This is a genomic window from Staphylococcus sp. 8AQ (assembly GCF_902506595.1).
Lineage (GTDB): Bacteria > Bacillota > Bacilli > Staphylococcales > Staphylococcaceae > Staphylococcus > Staphylococcus pasteuri.
The window spans coordinates 58,730-74,015 of the sequence record NZ_LR733871.1 but is presented as its reverse complement, the minus strand read 5'-3'; the positions used below and the strand labels follow the sequence as shown (position 1 = coordinate 74,015).

Genomic DNA, 15,286 nt, shown 5'->3' with positions numbered 1-15,286 from the left:
CTAAGCTCAACCTGTATTTTAACCTAGCATAGCTAGTAAAAACAAGTTATATTATTCACCTTTATTTTTCTTAATGATTTCTTCAGAAATTGATTTTGGAACTTCTGCATAGTGGTCAAAGTACATAGTGTAAGTACCGCGACCTTGAGTGTTAGAACGTAATGAAGTTGCGTAACCGAACATTTCTGAAAGTGGTACATAAGCATTTACAACTTGTGCATTACCACGAGGTTCCATACCATCAACACGTCCACGACGAGATGTTACGTCACCCATGATATCGCCCATGTATTCTTCAGGCATTTCGATAGTTACTTTCATCATTGGTTCTAAGATAACTGGATCACATTTTTTAGCAGCTTCTTTAAGTGCTAATGATGCAGCAATTTTGAAGGCCATTTCAGATGAATCGACATCATGGTATGAACCATCATATAATTTAGCTTTAACATCAATTAATGGATAACCAGCAAGAACACCATTTTCCATAGCATCTTTAAGACCAGCTTCTACTGATGGAATGTATTCACGAGGAACTACACCACCAACGATAGCATTTTCGAATTCGAAACCGCCACCAGTTTCATTAGGTGTGAATTCAATATGAACATCACCATATTGACCACGACCACCTGATTGACGAGAGAATTTACCTTGAACTTGTGCTGATTGCTTGAATGTTTCACGATATGAAACCATTGGCGCACCAACATTACATTCAACGTTAAATTCTTTCTTCATACGGTCAACTAAGATATCTAAGTGTAACTCACCCATACCACCGATGATAACTTGTCCAGTTTCTTCGTCAGTATGTGCATGGAAAGTTGGGTCTTCTTCTTGTAATTTAACTAAAGCTTGAGTCATTTTATCTTGGTCAGCTTTAGATTTTGGTTCAACTGATAAGTGGATAACTGGTTCTGGGAATTCCATTGATTCCAAGATAATGTCGTTTTTCTCTCCACATAAAGTATCACCAGTACCTGTTTCTTTAAGACCTACCGCAGCAGCGATATCGCCTGAGTAAACAGTGTCAATCTCTTGACGTGAGTTAGCGTGCATTTGTAATAAACGACCTACACGTTCACGTTTGTCTTTAGATGAGTTTTTAATATATGAACCTGAGCTCATAGTACCTGAGTAAACACGGAAGAAAGTTAATTTACCAACATAAGGGTCAGTCATAACTTTAAATGCTAATGCAGCGAATTCAGCTGAATCGTCTGGTTTAGCAATTACTTCTTCTTCAGGATCGTTAGCACGGTGACCAACGATTGGTTTTACATCTAAAGGAGATGGTAGGTAATCAATTACAGCGTTAAGCATTAATTGAACACCTTTGTTTTTGAATGCAGTACCGCAAAGAACTGGGTAGAATTCTACATCAGTTGTAGCTTGACGGATTGCATTTTTTAATTCTTCAACTGAAATTTCTTCGTCACCAAGATATTTTTCCATTAATTCATCATTAGTTTCAGCTACTGCTTCAATTAATGTTGAACGAGCTTCTTCAGCTCTTTCTTTGTGATCATCTGGAATTTCAATTTCATCGATTTCTGTACCTAGGTCGTTAGTGTATTTGAAACATTTCATTTCAACTAAGTCAATGATTGCTTCAAATTCATCTTCAGCACCAATAGGTAATTGGATAGGTGCAGCATTAGCTTGTAAGCGGTCATGTAATGTGCTTACAGAATAATCAAAGTTTGCTCCTAATTTATCCATTTTGTTAATAAACACGATACGAGGAACACCGTATGTTGTAGCCTGACGCCAAACTGTTTCAGTTTGAGGTTCAACACCTGATTGAGCATCAAGTACTGTAACCGCACCGTCAAGTACACGTAAAGAACGTTCAACTTCAACTGTGAAGTCTACGTGTCCTGGTGTATCGATAATATTTACACGGTGGCCTTCCCAAGCTGCAGTTGTTGCAGCAGATGTGATAGTAATACCACGATCTTGTTCTTGTTCCATCCAGTCCATTTGTGAAGCACCTTCGTGAGTTTCACCAATTTTGTGGATACGACCTGTGTAATAAAGAATACGTTCTGTCGTAGTAGTTTTACCAGCATCAATGTGAGCCATGATACCGATATTACGAGTATTTTTCAAAGAAAATTCTCTTGCCATGTATTTTTTCTCCTTCCAGTTATTACTGAATAAGTACTTTAGATATGGCGATGCCCTAAGCATGAGCCATTATTGGTAAACCAATCGTTTGGAACACACTCAGGGTAAAAGCTTCAATCTTACCAACGGTAGTGAGCAAATGCTTTGTTAGCTTCAGCCATTTTGTGAGTGTCCTCACGTTTCTTAACTGCACCACCTGTATTATTTGCTGCATCTAAGATTTCGTTAGCTAAACGTTCTTCCATAGTTTTTTCACCACGAAGACGCGCATAGTTAACTAACCAACGTAATCCTAAAGTAGAACGACGTTCTGGGCGTACCTCAACAGGTACTTGGTAGTTTGAACCACCCACACGACGAGCTTTAACTTCTAATACTGGCATAATGTTTTCGATTGCTTCTTCGAATACTTCAATGGCTTGACGACCACTACGTTCTTCAACTAGGTCGAATGCTGAATAAAGAATTCTTTGAGCTGTTCCACGTTTACCGTCTAACATAATTTTGTTAATTAATTTTGTAACTAATTTTGAGTTATGAATTGGATCTGGTAATACGTCTCTTTTAGGTACTGATCCTTTACGAGGCATAATGTAAATCCTCCCTTCCTATTATAGTATATTGTGTTTCATTATTTTTAAAATTTACGTAATCTTAAAAATTAATTTTTAGGTTTTTTAGTTCCGTATAATGAACGACCTTGTCTACGTCCGTCTACACCTGAAGTATCAAGTGCACCACGTACAATATGGTAACGCACACCAGGTAAGTCTTTTACACGTCCACCACGTACAAGTACTACACTGTGTTCTTGTAAGTTGTGTCCGATACCAGGAATGTATGCGTTGATTTCAATGTTATTTGATAAACGCACACGTGCATATTTACGTAACGCTGAGTTAGGTTTTTTAGGTGTCATAGTACCCACACGAGTACAAACGCCACGTTTTTGTGGAGAATTCAATTCAGTGAATTGTTTCTTCTTACTGTTAAAACCTCTGTTTAAAGCTGGTGAATCAGATTTTTTTGATTTGCTTTGTCTTGGTTTACGTACTAATTGGTTAATAGTTGGCATTGAATATGTCCTCCTCTCTTCATTTTTTAATCCCACACATCCAGGTGGTTCATTTTAAGGTTAAATAAAATTTAGTAAGTAAAAACTTACTAATTCTCATTCAATATAGCAACGATTGTTGCATTAACATTAATACCTACATATTCTCCTAAATCCTTCTTAGATGAGAAAAGTGTATATGGTATGTTTTTTTGATTGATTTGGCTTAACACGCGAGTCATAAGATGAACCTCAACGTCTTGAGCAATAATCAATGATGTAACTTGATCTTTATTCAACGCTTTAAGCGTCTCCTTCAGACCAACTACATATTGTTGTTTGTTAAAGCGTGCAACTTTTTCATTAGACATTTATAATATCCTCCAAAGTTCTGCTTGCATCAACCTTTAATATAGTAACATTACATGACTACAATAGTCAATATTTATTCATGCATTTATGAAATAAATAAGAATCAAGAGACTAAAATTTTCGTTTAGTCTCTTGATTAAATAACTATTCGGTAACGTCTACCTCTTCTTCTGTACTAGCAACTGGAGCTACGTTTTTATCGAATTGAACATCGCTATAACGTCTCATACCAGTACCAGCTGGGATAAGTTTACCGATAATTACATTTTCTTTAAGACCAAGTAAATCATCGCGTTTACCTTTAATAGCTGCATCAGTAAGTACACGAGTTGTTTCTTGGAATGATGCTGCAGATAAGAAGCTTTCTGTTTCAAGAGAAGCTTTTGTAATACCTAGCAATACTGGTTTTGCAGTTGCTGGGCGTTTACGTTCTTTAAATGCTTCTCTGTTAGCATCTGTAAAGTTGTGGATATCAACTAATGAACCAGGTAATAACTTAGTATCTCCTGCTTCAATGATACGAACTTTACGTAACATTTGTCTTACCATTACCTCAACGTGTTTATCATCAATTTCAACACCTTGCATACGATAAACTTTTTGAACTTCTTTTAATAAATAGCTTTCAGTAGCATTTAAACCAGCAACTGATAAGAAGTTTTTAGGTTCAATTGAACCTTCTGTTAATACTTCACCACGTTCAACTGATTGTCCTACTTCAACTTTAAGTCTAGAAGTTCCTGAAGCTAGATAAGATCTAGTTTCATTTTCACCTTTAACAACAATTTCTTGTTGACGGTCTTTTGCTAATTTAATATCTTCTACTACACCTTCAATTTCAGTGATTACAGCTTGACCTTTAGGGTTACGTGCTTCAAATATTTCTTGAATACGTGGAAGACCTTGAGTAATATCGCTTCCGGCTACCCCACCTGTATGGAATGTACGCATTGTAAGCTGTGTACCTGGTTCACCGATTGATTGTGCAGCAATTGTACCAACTGCTTCACCCACTTCAACTTTTTCACCTGTTGCAAGGTTTTTACCATAACATTTTTCACATACACCATGACGTGTATTACAAGTGAATGCTGAACGGATGTACATTTGTTCAATGCCAGCGTCAGTAATTTTCTTAGCAATTTCAGCAGTGATTAACTCATCTGGACGGATAATCACTTCATCAGTTTCAGGATGACGGATAGTTTCTTTTGAGTAACGTCCTTCAATACGTTCAATGAATGGTTCAATCATTTCTGTACCTTCTCTAATATCTGAAACAAGTAAACCTCTGTCAGTACCACAATCTTCTTCACGAACAATAACATCTTGTGCAACGTCAACAAGACGACGAGTAAGATAACCTGAATCGGCAGTTTTAAGTGCTGTATCGGCAAGACCTTTACGCGCACCATGAGTAGAAATGAAGTACTCTAACACTGTTAAACCTTCACGGAATGATGATGTGATTGGTAGTTCGATGATCTTACCTGATGGTGCAGCCATCAATCCACGCATACCTGCTAACTGTGTAAAGTTAGATGCGTTACCACGGGCACCAGAGTCACTCATCATGAAGATTGGGTTTGTTTTTTCAAGTGATTGCATTAATTCACCTTGAATTTGGTCCTTAGCATCTGTCCAAATTTCAACGACAGCATTGTAACGTTCTTCTTCAGTGATTAAACCACGATTGAATTGTTTAGTTACACGATCAACTAATTTTTCATGCTCATCTAAAATATCTTTTTTATCTGGTAATACCACGATATCAGATACACCAACAGTGATACCTGCTTTTGATGAGAATTTAAATCCTAGGTCTTTCATGCGGTCAAGCATCATAGATGTATCAGTGATACTAAATCTATTGAATACTTCAGCAATGATATTACCTAAGAATTTTTTATTGAATGGTTCAGTTAATTCTTTAGTTTCAAAGAATTCTTTTAATCCACCTTCACCTAACTCTGTTGGGTCAACAAAGTATTTATCAGGTGTTTTACCTTCAAGGTTAGCTTGAGTTGGTTCATTGATATAAGCAAATGAATCAGGAATGATTTCATTAAAGATAATTTTACCTACTGAAGTAGCTAAAATTTTATTGTTTTGCTCATCTGTAAATGTTGGATTATTGAATGAACTTGCATGTACACCAATTCTAGTGTGTAAATGAACATAGCCATTAGCATATGCTTTTAATACTTCGTTAGTATCATTAAAGATTGCCCCAGTGTTAACAGCATCTTTACGTTCTAATGTTAGGTAATAGTTACCTAATACCATATCCTGTGATGGTGTAACAACTGGTTTACCATCTTTAGGGTTCAAGATGTTTTGCGCAGCTAACATTAACATACGCGCTTCGGCTTGAGCCTCTTTAGATAATGGAACGTGAACAGCCATTTGGTCACCATCAAAGTCAGCGTTATATGCTGTAGTAACAAGAGGGTGTAAACGGATTGCACGACCTTCAACTAAAGTTGGTTCGAATGCTTGGATACCTAATCTGTGAAGTGTAGGTGCACGGTTTAGTAATACTGGATGTTCTACGATAACTTCTTCTAAAACATCCCATACTTCATCGTCCATGCGTTCGATTTTACTCTTCGCATTTTTAATGTTTGTTGCAATTTCACGTTGAACTAATTCTTTCATTACGAAAGGTTTAAATAGTTCAAGTGCCATTTCTTTAGGTAAGCCACATTGATACATTTTCAGACTTGGACCTACTGCGATAACGGAACGACCTGAATAGTCAACACGTTTACCTAATAAGTTTTGACGGAAACGACCTTGTTTACCTTTTAACATATGTGATAGTGATTTTAATGGACGGTTACCAGGACCTGTAACAGGACGGCCACGACGACCATTATCAATTAAAGCATCAACAGCTTCTTGTAACATACGTTTTTCATTTTGAACTATGATTCCAGGTGCACCAAGATCTAATAAGCGTTTCAAACGATTGTTACGGTTAATAACACGTCTATATAAATCGTTTAAGTCACTTGTTGCAAAACGTCCACCGTCTAATTGAACCATTGGACGGATTTCTGGTGGGATGATTGGAAGTACATCTAAAATCATCCAAGCTGGATTGTTACCTGAATTACGGAATGATTCAACTACCTCTAAACGTTTGATAGCACGAGTAAGTCTTTGTCCTGTTGCAGATTCTAATTCATCACGTAAAGTTTTAAGTTCTTCATCTAAGTCAATTTCTGATAATAAGTCTCTGATACCTTCAGCACCCATTTTGGCAACAAATTGACCTGGATATTTATCATAATAATCTCTAAATTCTGCTTCTGATAATAATGTTTTCTTTTCTAAACCAGTTGGACCTGGGTCAACAACAACATAAGAAGCAAAGTAAATAACTTCTTCTAATGCTCTTGGAGACATATCTAATAATAGACCCATACGGCTAGGGATACCTTTGAAGTACCAAATATGTGAAACTGGTGCTGCTAATTCAATGTGTCCCATTCTTTCACGACGTACTTTTGACTTCGTTACTTCAACACCACATCTATCACATACCATGCCTTTGTAGCGTACACGTTTGTACTTACCACAACTACACTCCCAGTCTTTTGTAGGTCCAAATATTCTTTCACAGAAAAGACCATCTTTTTCAGGTTTTAACGTACGATAGTTAATTGTTTCAGGCTTTTTAACCTCACCATAAGACCATGAACGAATCTTTTCAGGTGAAGCTAATCCTATTTTCATATAATGGAAATTATTTACATCAATCAAGGAGCCTACCTCCTTCAATTTAGATTAGCTGTGCTATTTGATTGATTTACATTTATAGTATATAGAATTTGAGAAAGGTTTGAGCGACACTGATGTCGCCCCAACCTATATTCTAGTTATCTATGTGCATATTAATCAGTAGTTTCTTTTTGTGATTCTGGCGCATCTTTTTGTTGTAAATCTACTTTGCGTTCAGTTACATCTTCATCTTCGTTGTCAGCCATTTCGATTTCGTTATCTTGCTCATCCATCACTTTGACGTCTAATCCTAAACTTTGTAATTCTTTCATCAATACACGGAATGATTCAGGAACACTTGGTCTAGAGATATTTTCGCCTTTTACTATAGCTTCGTATGTTTTAACACGACCTACAGTATCGTCTGATTTATAAGTCAAGATTTCTTGTAATGTGTATGCAGCACCATATGCTTCAAGTGCCCATACCTCCATTTCACCAAAACGTTGTCCACCGAATTGCGCTTTACCACCTAATGGTTGTTGCGTAACTAATGAGTATGGACCAGTTGAACGCGCATGTAATTTATCGTCAACCATGTGTGCAAGTTTAAGCATGTACATAACACCAACTGAAATACGATTATCGAATGGTTCACCAGTACGACCATCATATAATACAGTTTTACCGTCACGAGCCATACCTGCTTCTTCGATAGTTGACCAAACGTCATCATCGTTGGCACCATCGAATACTGGAGATGCAACATGGATACCTAAGTTTTTAGCAGCCATACCTAAATGTAGCTCAAGTACTTGTCCGATATTCATACGTGATGGTACACCTAATGGGTTTAACATGATGTCAATTGGAGTTCCATCTGGTAAATATGGCATATCTTCTTCAGGAACAATTTTAGAAATGACACCTTTGTTACCATGTCGACCACACATTTTATCTCCGACGTGAATTTTACGTTTTTGAACGATATAAACACGTACTAATTGGTTAACACCTGGAGATAATGTATCATCGCCTTCTTCACGATTGAATACTTTAACATCTAGAACGATACCGCCAGCACCATGTGGCACACGTAATGATGTATCACGAACTTCACGTGCTTTTTCACCAAAGATTGCATGTAATAATCTTTCTTCTGCTGTAAGTTCTGTAACTCCTTTTGGTGTTACTTTACCTACTAAGATGTCTCCATCATTAACTTCAGCACCAACATAAACGATACCACGTTCGTCTAAGTTTTTAAGTGCACTTTCAGAAACATTAGGAATATCACGTGTAATCTCTTCAGGTCCTAATTTAGTATCACGAGCTTCTGATTCATACTCTTCAATATGAATTGAAGTGTAAACATCGTCTTTAACTAAACGTTCACTCATGATTACAGCATCCTCGTAGTTATAACCGTCCCAAGTCATGAATCCAACAACAACGTTACGGCCTAATGCCATTTCGCCTAATTCCATTGAAGGACCATCAGCTAGTATTTCGTTATATTCAACGATGTCACCAGCAGCAACAATTGGGCGTTGGTTATAACAAGTACCAGAGTTAGAACGTTTGAATTTCGCTAATGGATAACGATCTAATTCACCTTCGTGCTCTTGTCCATTTTGTTCAACTAGACGACGTACTAAGATTTCATTAGATTCAACATGTTCAACTCTACCTCTATGGTTTGCTGTAATAGCAGCACCTGAGTCACGTGCAGCAACATGTTCCATACCAGTACCAACAAATGGAGCTTCAGGGTTCATCAATGGTACTGCTTGACGTTGCATGTTTGCACCCATTAACGCACGATTAGAGTCATCGTTTTCTAAGAATGGGATACATGCTGTAGCTGCTGATACAACCTGTTTAGGTGAAACATCCATGTAATCCATTTTTTCTTTAGCCATAACTGTGTTATTACCACGGAAACGACAAACAACTTCATCGTCTAAGAAACGGCCATTTTCATCTAATCGAGAGTTCGCTTGGGCAACAACATAACTATCTTCTTCATCAGCAGTTAAATAGTCAATTTGATCAGTAATTGCATTCGTATCTAAATCTACTTTACGATATGGTGTTTCAATGAAACCAAATTCATTCACACGTGCGTAACTAGATAAAGAGTTGATTAATCCAATGTTTGGACCCTCTGGTGTTTCAATTGGACACATACGACCATAGTGAGAATAGTGTACGTCACGAACTTCCATTTGTGCACGTTCACGTGTTAAACCACCAGGTCCTAAAGCAGAAAGACGACGTTTATGTGTTAATTCTGCTAATGGGTTAGCTTGGTCCATGAATTGTGATAATTGTGAACTACCAAAGAATTCTTTAATAGATGCAATAACAGGACGGATATTGATTAATTGTTGTGGTGTAATTGAATCCGTATCTTGAATAGACATTCTTTCTCGAACTACACGTTCCATTCTTGATAAACCAATACGGAATTGGTTTTGTAATAATTCGCCTACTGAACGTAAACGACGATTACCTAAATGGTCAATATCATCTGTATAACCGATACCACTTAATAAGTTAAAGAAATAACTCATTGAAGAAATGATATCTGCTGGAGTAATACATTTAACTTCTGAATCTGGTAATGCATTACCAATAACAGTTGTTGTGCGTCCTTCTTCATCATTAGGAACATATACTTTGATTGATTGAATTTCAACTGGTTCATCAATAACTGTTCCTTCTAATTCAAATACTTCACTATTAGCATTTGATTCTAAAACGTCCATAATTTCGTCTAATTTACGACGATCAAGAACTGTTCCTTCTTCAACTACAATTTCACCTGTTTCACTATTAACAATTGGTTCTGCTAATTTTTGGTTGAATAAACGGTGTTTTAAGTGTAGTTTTTTGTTTGCTTTGTAACGACCAACGCTTGCTAAGTCATAACGTTTTGGATCGAAGAAACGTGAATATAATAAGCTTTTAGCATTTTCTACTGTTGGTGGTTCGCCAGGACGTAAACGCTCATAAATTTCTAATAATGCTTGTTCTGTGTTTTCAGTACCATCTTTTTCTAATGTATTACGTAAGTATTCACTATCACCTAGTAAATCTACAATTTCTTGATCACTTGAGAAACCTAATGCTCTTAGTAATACAGTTAATGGTAATTTACGTGTTCTATCAATACGTACATAAACAACGTCTTTTGCATCAGTTTCATATTCTAACCATGCACCACGGTTAGGAATAATTGTTGCATCATAGTTTACACGGCCGTTTTTATCAAGTTTTTCATTGAAATAAACGGATGGTGAACGTACTAATTGTGATACGATAACACGTTCTGCACCATTGATAACAAATGTACCTGTATCTGTCATTAGTGGGAAATCACCCATGAATACTTCTTGCTCTTTTACTTCGCCAGTTTCTTTAATAATAAGACGTACTTTTACACGAAGAGGTGCAGCATAAGTAGCGTCACGGTTTTTTGATTCTTCTAAGTCGTATTTCGGTTCACCTAATCTATAATCTACAAATTCTAAAGATAGGTTACCTGTGAAATCTTCAATCGGAGAAATGTCTCTAAACATTTCTAATAAACCTTCTTTAAGGAACCAATCGTAAGATTTTGTTTGAATTTCTATTAAGTTCGGTAATTCTAATACTTCTGAAATTCTCGCGTAGTTTCTACGTTTACGATGTCTTCCATATTGGACAACTTGACCTGCCAAACAGATTCACCCCTCAAAAATTGTGTGGTTTGCTTTTACTCATAAAACAAAAGAGAGACTCAAGATTTAAAGACAAAAAGAAAACGGCAACACTTCAGATGACACCATTTTCTATTCTTTATTTATCTTGTTTAACTTATTTGTTTTACATAAAAGTACACACTTATTGAACATAAATTTTTACATTTTATAACTATATCAGAATACTACTCTTAAATCAAGCTTTTGAACTTTTTAATATATAGTACCCTTTACTTTTATTTACAACTTCCACATTGTTAAATAATTCATCCATTTTCTTTTTAGCGGAAGGCATACCTTGCTTTTTTTGGATGACGACAAATAACTCGCCACTTACTTTAAGTTTTTGGTAAGCTTCTTCAAAAATACGATGAACGACATCTTTGCCCGCTCTGATTGGCGGATTAGTTAATACAAAATCAAATTGGTTATCTTCAACTTGAGTCATCCCATCACTCTCTAAAATATCCGCATTTTCAATGTGATTTCTTTTTTTATTCTTTTTAGCTAATTCTAAGGCTCTTCTATTCACATCTAACATAGTAATATGATGATGTGGAGATACCTTAGCAATCATTAATCCAATTGGACCATATCCACAACCAACATCAGCAATTGTTTTACTTGGACCAGGTGGATTGTTATTTATGAATGTTTGAATTAATAAGTCAGATCCATAATCAACTCTATCTCTAGAAAAAACTCCATTATCTGTAATTAAATCTATTGATTGTTGATAACACTCATAAGTGATATGTTTTTCATCACTTTTTACATCCGGATTTTCATCATAGTAATGACTCATGTCTTCACCTCTATTAGTCTTTTGTATAACATTAATTGAAAAAATTATTATAAATGAATTAAAAACCCCGTTATCGCAATAACGGGGTTTTTAACTTCTCAAAGAATGTAGTCACAAATATAATTTGTAACTATATTATTTAGTTAGGAAACTAGAATTATTTTAATTCTACAGTTGCTCCAACTTCTTCTAATTGTTCTTTAAGTTTTTCAGCTTCTTCTTTAGGTAAAGCTTCTTTGATTACTTTAGGAGCTCCGTCAACTAATTCTTTAGCGTCTTTTAATCCTAAGCCAGTTGCTTCTTTAACTGCTTTAACAACTTTGATTTTTGAAGATCCAGCTGAAGTTAATTCAACATCAAATTCAGTTTTTTCAGCTGCTGCGTCGCCGCCACCAGCTGCACCTGCTGCTGCTACTGGAGCTGCTGCAGTTACACCAAATTCTTCTTCAATTGCTTTTACTAAATCGTTTAATTCTAAAACTGACATTTCTTTAATTGCTTCAATGATTTGTTCTTGATTAGCCATTTTATAATTCCTCCGTTATTTTTAATTTTTTATGCGCAATTATTCAGCGCTTTCTTCTTTTTGTTCTCCAACAGCTTTAACCGCATAAGCGAAGTTGCGTACTGGAGCTTGTAATACAGATAAAAGCATAGATACAAGACCATCGTGTGAAGGTAATGAACCAACAGTTTTAACTTCTTCTGCTGAAATAACATTTCCTTCCATAACGCCTGTTTTAACTTCTAACGCTTCATGTTCTTTTGCAAATCCTGCAATAACTTTTGCTGGAGCTACTACATCTTCAGTTGAAGTTGCGATAGCTGTAGGACCTGTTAAGAATTCATCTAAGCCTTCGATACCAGCTTTTTCAGCAGCACGACGTACCATTGTGTTTTTGTATACTTTATACTCAACACCAGCTTCACGTAATTGTTTACGTAATTCAGTAACTTCAGCTACTGTTAAACCACGGTAGTCAACGATCACTGTTGAAACTGAGTTTTTAAGTTGATCAGCAATTGTATCAACTAATTGTTTTTTAGCTTCAATGATAGCAGACATTCAGACACCTCCATTTAATTTTTTCGGTGCTTTTTTTAAGTTTAATAAAAAAAGCACTTTCTACCCACGGCAAAAAGTGCTTGAAAGTTAATAGTCACGTTCAAGTCAATTTTAGCCTCGGTAGGATTATGTTTTAAGTTATCAAATAACTCCTACTGTCTTAGGTAAAATAATCACAATATTTAATATAACTGCTTAATTGTAATATGTCAATATGTTTTTTAGAAACTCTTAGCATTTTAATGCTTAGAGTTTCTTCGTTTTTAAAAATTAAACCTAGGACTTTAACAGCCCTAGGTTATATTTATTAATTATAATTTGAATGAAGAAGTATCAACTTTAACTCCAGGACCCATTGTTGTAGTTACAGCAACAGATTTGAAGTAAGTACCTTTAGAAGATGATGGTTTAGCTTTTGCTAATACATCTTGTAAAGCTTTGAAGTTTTCAACTAATTTTTCATCGCTAAATGAAACTTTACCGATAGAAGCATGTACGATACCAGCTTTTTCAGCACGGTATTCAACTTTACCAGCTTTGATTTCTTCAACTGCTTTTTTAACATCCATTGTTACAGTACCAGTTTTAGGGTTTGGCATTAAACCTTTAGGTCCTAATACACGACCAAGTTTACCAACTTCGCCCATCATGTCTGGAGTAGCAACAACTACGTCAAAGTCGAACCAACCTTGTTGGATTTTTTGTACGTAATCAGATTCACCTACGTAATCTGCGCCTGCTTCTTCAGCTTCAGTGATTTTATCACCTTTTGCGAATACTAATACACGTTGTGATTTACCAGTTCCGTTTGGTAGCACTACTGCACCACGGATTTGTTGGTCATTTTTACGTGTATCAATTCCTAAACGGAATGCAACTTCAACTGATGCGTCAAAGTTAGCAATGCTTGTTTCTTTAGCTAATTTAACTGCTTCTTCAACACTATAGTGTTGTGTACGGTCAACTTTATTAGCTGCTTCTTGATACTTTTTACCTTTTTTAGCCATTTATTGTTCCTCCTTTAGTGGTTTTAGCGGAATTTCCTCCCACATTTACTTGTGTCTACCACAAGTTAAGAGCAGATAACAGATAGTTTCTTAATCGAATCAGCCTTTTCAAGCTACTGAGTGCTAAGATGTCATAGACAAAATGGATTGTTTATACCTATTCTGTTACCTGCTTTTATCGTTTGAATCAGTTCATTTCAAATTAGATTTGATTGTTTATTATTCTACAGTGATACCCATACTACGAGCAGTACCTTCGATAATACGCATAGCTGCTTCTTCGTCTGCAGCATTTAAATCTTGCATTTTTTCATTAGCAATTTGACGTACTTGATCTTTAGTTACTGAAGCAACTTTGTTTTTGTTAGGTTCGCCTGAACCTTTTTCAACGCCAGCTGCTTTTTTAAGTAGTACTGGAGCCGGTGGAGTTTTTGTAATGAATGTAAATGAACGGTCTTCATATACACTGATTTCTACCGGAATGATTAAACCTGCTTGCTCTTGAGTACGTGCATTGAACTCTTTACAGAATCCCATAATATTCACACCTGCTTGACCTAATGCTGGACCAACTGGTGGTGCTGGGTTTGCTTTACCTGCAGGAATTTGTAATTTAACTACTTTTTCTACTTTTTTAGCCACGATGTGCACCTCCTTGATATCGTGATGTGGTCACAGGGCTCAGTTTTGCCCTCCCACTCTTAACATTTCGTGACGAAATGAACGCTCTAAAAGCGCGACCACATTATTTTAACACTGTTTCACTTCAGAAAGCAATAGTAAAATTTCAACTTTCATATATTATATATGTTAATTTTGTTTACTATAATTTTTCGATTTGATCGAATTCAACTTCTACCGGTGTTTCTCTTCCGAACATATCAACTAACACTGTTAATTTAAATTTTTCCGCTTCAATTTCTTGAACTTCGCCGACTTGGTTTGCGAATGGCCCAGATTTAATGCGTACTTGTTCGCCAACATCTAATTCGACATCGATTGTTTTTTCCTTTAATCCCATTTGTTTAAGAATAAAGCGAACTTCTTCTGGTAATAATGGGTTAGGTTTTGATCCAGCTCCAGCTGAACCGACAAATCCAGTTACACCTGGTGTATTTCTTACTACATACCATGATTCATCTGTCATTACTAATTCTACTAGTACATATCCAGGGAATGTTTTTTTCACAAGTTTTTTAGCTTTTCCATCTTTAACTTGTGTTTCTTCTTCTTCAGGTATGACAACTCTAAAGATTTGTTCTGTCATATTCATTGATTCTACTCTTTTTTCAAGATTCTTTTTAACTTTGTTTTCATATCCTGAGTATGTATGCACTGCATACCAACGCTTTGCGCCTACTTCTTCAGACATGTCGC

12 protein-coding genes and 1 other annotated feature are annotated in these 15,286 nt (G+C 36.0%); all 12 genes read right to left on the bottom strand.

What is annotated here, in order from left to right; genetic code table 11:
• Positions 1 to 51: 51 nt before the first annotated feature.
• Complete coding sequence (gene fusA / locus GVY01_RS00410; RefSeq protein ID WP_017637540.1) at positions 52 to 2,133, bottom strand: elongation factor G; 2,082 nt, start codon at positions 2,131 to 2,133, stop codon at positions 52 to 54.
• A 119-nt stretch (positions 2,134 to 2,252) separates the two neighbouring features.
• Positions 2,253 to 2,723 (bottom strand): 30S ribosomal protein S7, encoded by a 471-nt coding sequence (rpsG, locus tag GVY01_RS00405; protein WP_002451223.1) that lies wholly within the window; start codon positions 2,721 to 2,723, stop codon positions 2,253 to 2,255.
• A gap of 71 nt (positions 2,724 to 2,794) precedes the next feature.
• Complete coding sequence (gene rpsL / locus GVY01_RS00400; protein WP_002451222.1) at positions 2,795 to 3,208, bottom strand: 30S ribosomal protein S12; 414 nt, start codon at positions 3,206 to 3,208, stop codon at positions 2,795 to 2,797.
• 89 nt (positions 3,209 to 3,297) lie between these two features.
• Positions 3,298 to 3,558 carry a ribosomal L7Ae/L30e/S12e/Gadd45 family protein gene (locus GVY01_RS00395; RefSeq protein ID WP_017637538.1) on the bottom strand — a complete coding sequence of 87 codons (261 nt, stop codon included), beginning with the start codon at positions 3,556 to 3,558 and terminating at the stop codon, positions 3,298 to 3,300.
• Between the two features lie 145 nt (positions 3,559 to 3,703).
• A complete protein-coding gene (gene rpoC, locus GVY01_RS00390) occupies positions 3,704 to 7,300 on the bottom strand; it encodes a DNA-directed RNA polymerase subunit beta' (RefSeq protein WP_176745280.1) in 3,597 nt (1,198 codons plus the stop codon).
• Positions 7,301 to 7,458: 158 nt separating this feature from the next.
• Positions 7,459 to 11,010, bottom strand: a complete 3,552-nt coding sequence (gene rpoB / locus GVY01_RS00385; protein ID WP_017637536.1) for a DNA-directed RNA polymerase subunit beta — start codon at positions 11,008 to 11,010, stop codon at positions 7,459 to 7,461.
• A gap of 217 nt (positions 11,011 to 11,227) precedes the next feature.
• A complete protein-coding gene (locus GVY01_RS00380) occupies positions 11,228 to 11,836 on the bottom strand; it encodes a class I SAM-dependent methyltransferase (RefSeq protein ID WP_017637535.1) in 609 nt (202 codons plus the stop codon).
• A 157-nt stretch (positions 11,837 to 11,993) separates the two neighbouring features.
• Positions 11,994 to 12,362: a 50S ribosomal protein L7/L12 gene (gene rplL / locus GVY01_RS00375; protein WP_017637534.1), complete on the bottom strand. Its 369-nt coding sequence runs from the start codon at positions 12,360 to 12,362 to the stop codon at positions 11,994 to 11,996.
• 39 nt (positions 12,363 to 12,401) lie between these two features.
• Positions 12,402 to 12,902 (bottom strand): 50S ribosomal protein L10, encoded by a 501-nt coding sequence (gene rplJ, locus GVY01_RS00370; RefSeq protein WP_017637533.1) that lies wholly within the window; start codon positions 12,900 to 12,902, stop codon positions 12,402 to 12,404.
• Positions 12,903 to 12,940: 38 nt separating this feature from the next.
• Positions 12,941 to 13,085: a sequence feature (ribosomal protein L10 leader region), on the bottom strand.
• Positions 13,086 to 13,213: 128 nt separating this feature from the next.
• Positions 13,214 to 13,909 (bottom strand): 50S ribosomal protein L1, encoded by a 696-nt coding sequence (rplA, locus tag GVY01_RS00365; RefSeq protein ID WP_017637532.1) that lies wholly within the window; start codon positions 13,907 to 13,909, stop codon positions 13,214 to 13,216.
• Between the two features lie 219 nt (positions 13,910 to 14,128).
• Positions 14,129 to 14,551: a 50S ribosomal protein L11 gene (gene rplK, locus GVY01_RS00360; protein ID WP_017637531.1), complete on the bottom strand. Its 423-nt coding sequence runs from the start codon at positions 14,549 to 14,551 to the stop codon at positions 14,129 to 14,131.
• 181 nt (positions 14,552 to 14,732) lie between these two features.
• Complete coding sequence (gene nusG, locus GVY01_RS00355) at positions 14,733 to 15,281, bottom strand: transcription termination/antitermination protein NusG (RefSeq protein WP_002451213.1); 549 nt, start codon at positions 15,279 to 15,281, stop codon at positions 14,733 to 14,735.
• Positions 15,282 to 15,286 lie beyond the last annotated feature (5 nt).

Bases quoted from the DNA above. Each gene is read 5' to 3' on its own strand.
- rpsL (WP_002451222.1), bottom strand. From the start codon at position 3,208: ATGCCAACTATTAACCAATTAGTACGTAAACCAAGACAAAGCAAATCA.
- rpoC (WP_176745280.1), bottom strand. From the start codon at position 7,300: ATGAAAATAGGATTAGCTTCACCTGAAAAGATTCGTTCATGGTCTTAT.
- rplJ (WP_017637533.1), bottom strand. From the start codon at position 12,902: ATGTCTGCTATCATTGAAGCTAAAAAACAATTAGTTGATACAATTGCT.
- rpsG (WP_002451223.1), bottom strand. From the start codon at position 2,723: ATGCCTCGTAAAGGATCAGTACCTAAAAGAGACGTATTACCAGATCCA.
- fusA (WP_017637540.1), bottom strand. From the start codon at position 2,133: ATGGCAAGAGAATTTTCTTTGAAAAATACTCGTAATATCGGTATCATG.
- rplL (WP_017637534.1), bottom strand. From the start codon at position 12,362: ATGGCTAATCAAGAACAAATCATTGAAGCAATTAAAGAAATGTCAGTT.
- GVY01_RS00395 (WP_017637538.1), bottom strand. From the start codon at position 3,558: ATGTCTAATGAAAAAGTTGCACGCTTTAACAAACAACAATATGTAGTT.
- GVY01_RS00380 (WP_017637535.1), bottom strand. From the start codon at position 11,836: ATGAGTCATTACTATGATGAAAATCCGGATGTAAAAAGTGATGAAAAA.
- nusG (WP_002451213.1), bottom strand. From the start codon at position 15,281: ATGTCTGAAGAAGTAGGCGCAAAGCGTTGGTATGCAGTGCATACATAC.
- rplA (WP_017637532.1), bottom strand. From the start codon at position 13,909: ATGGCTAAAAAAGGTAAAAAGTATCAAGAAGCAGCTAATAAAGTTGAC.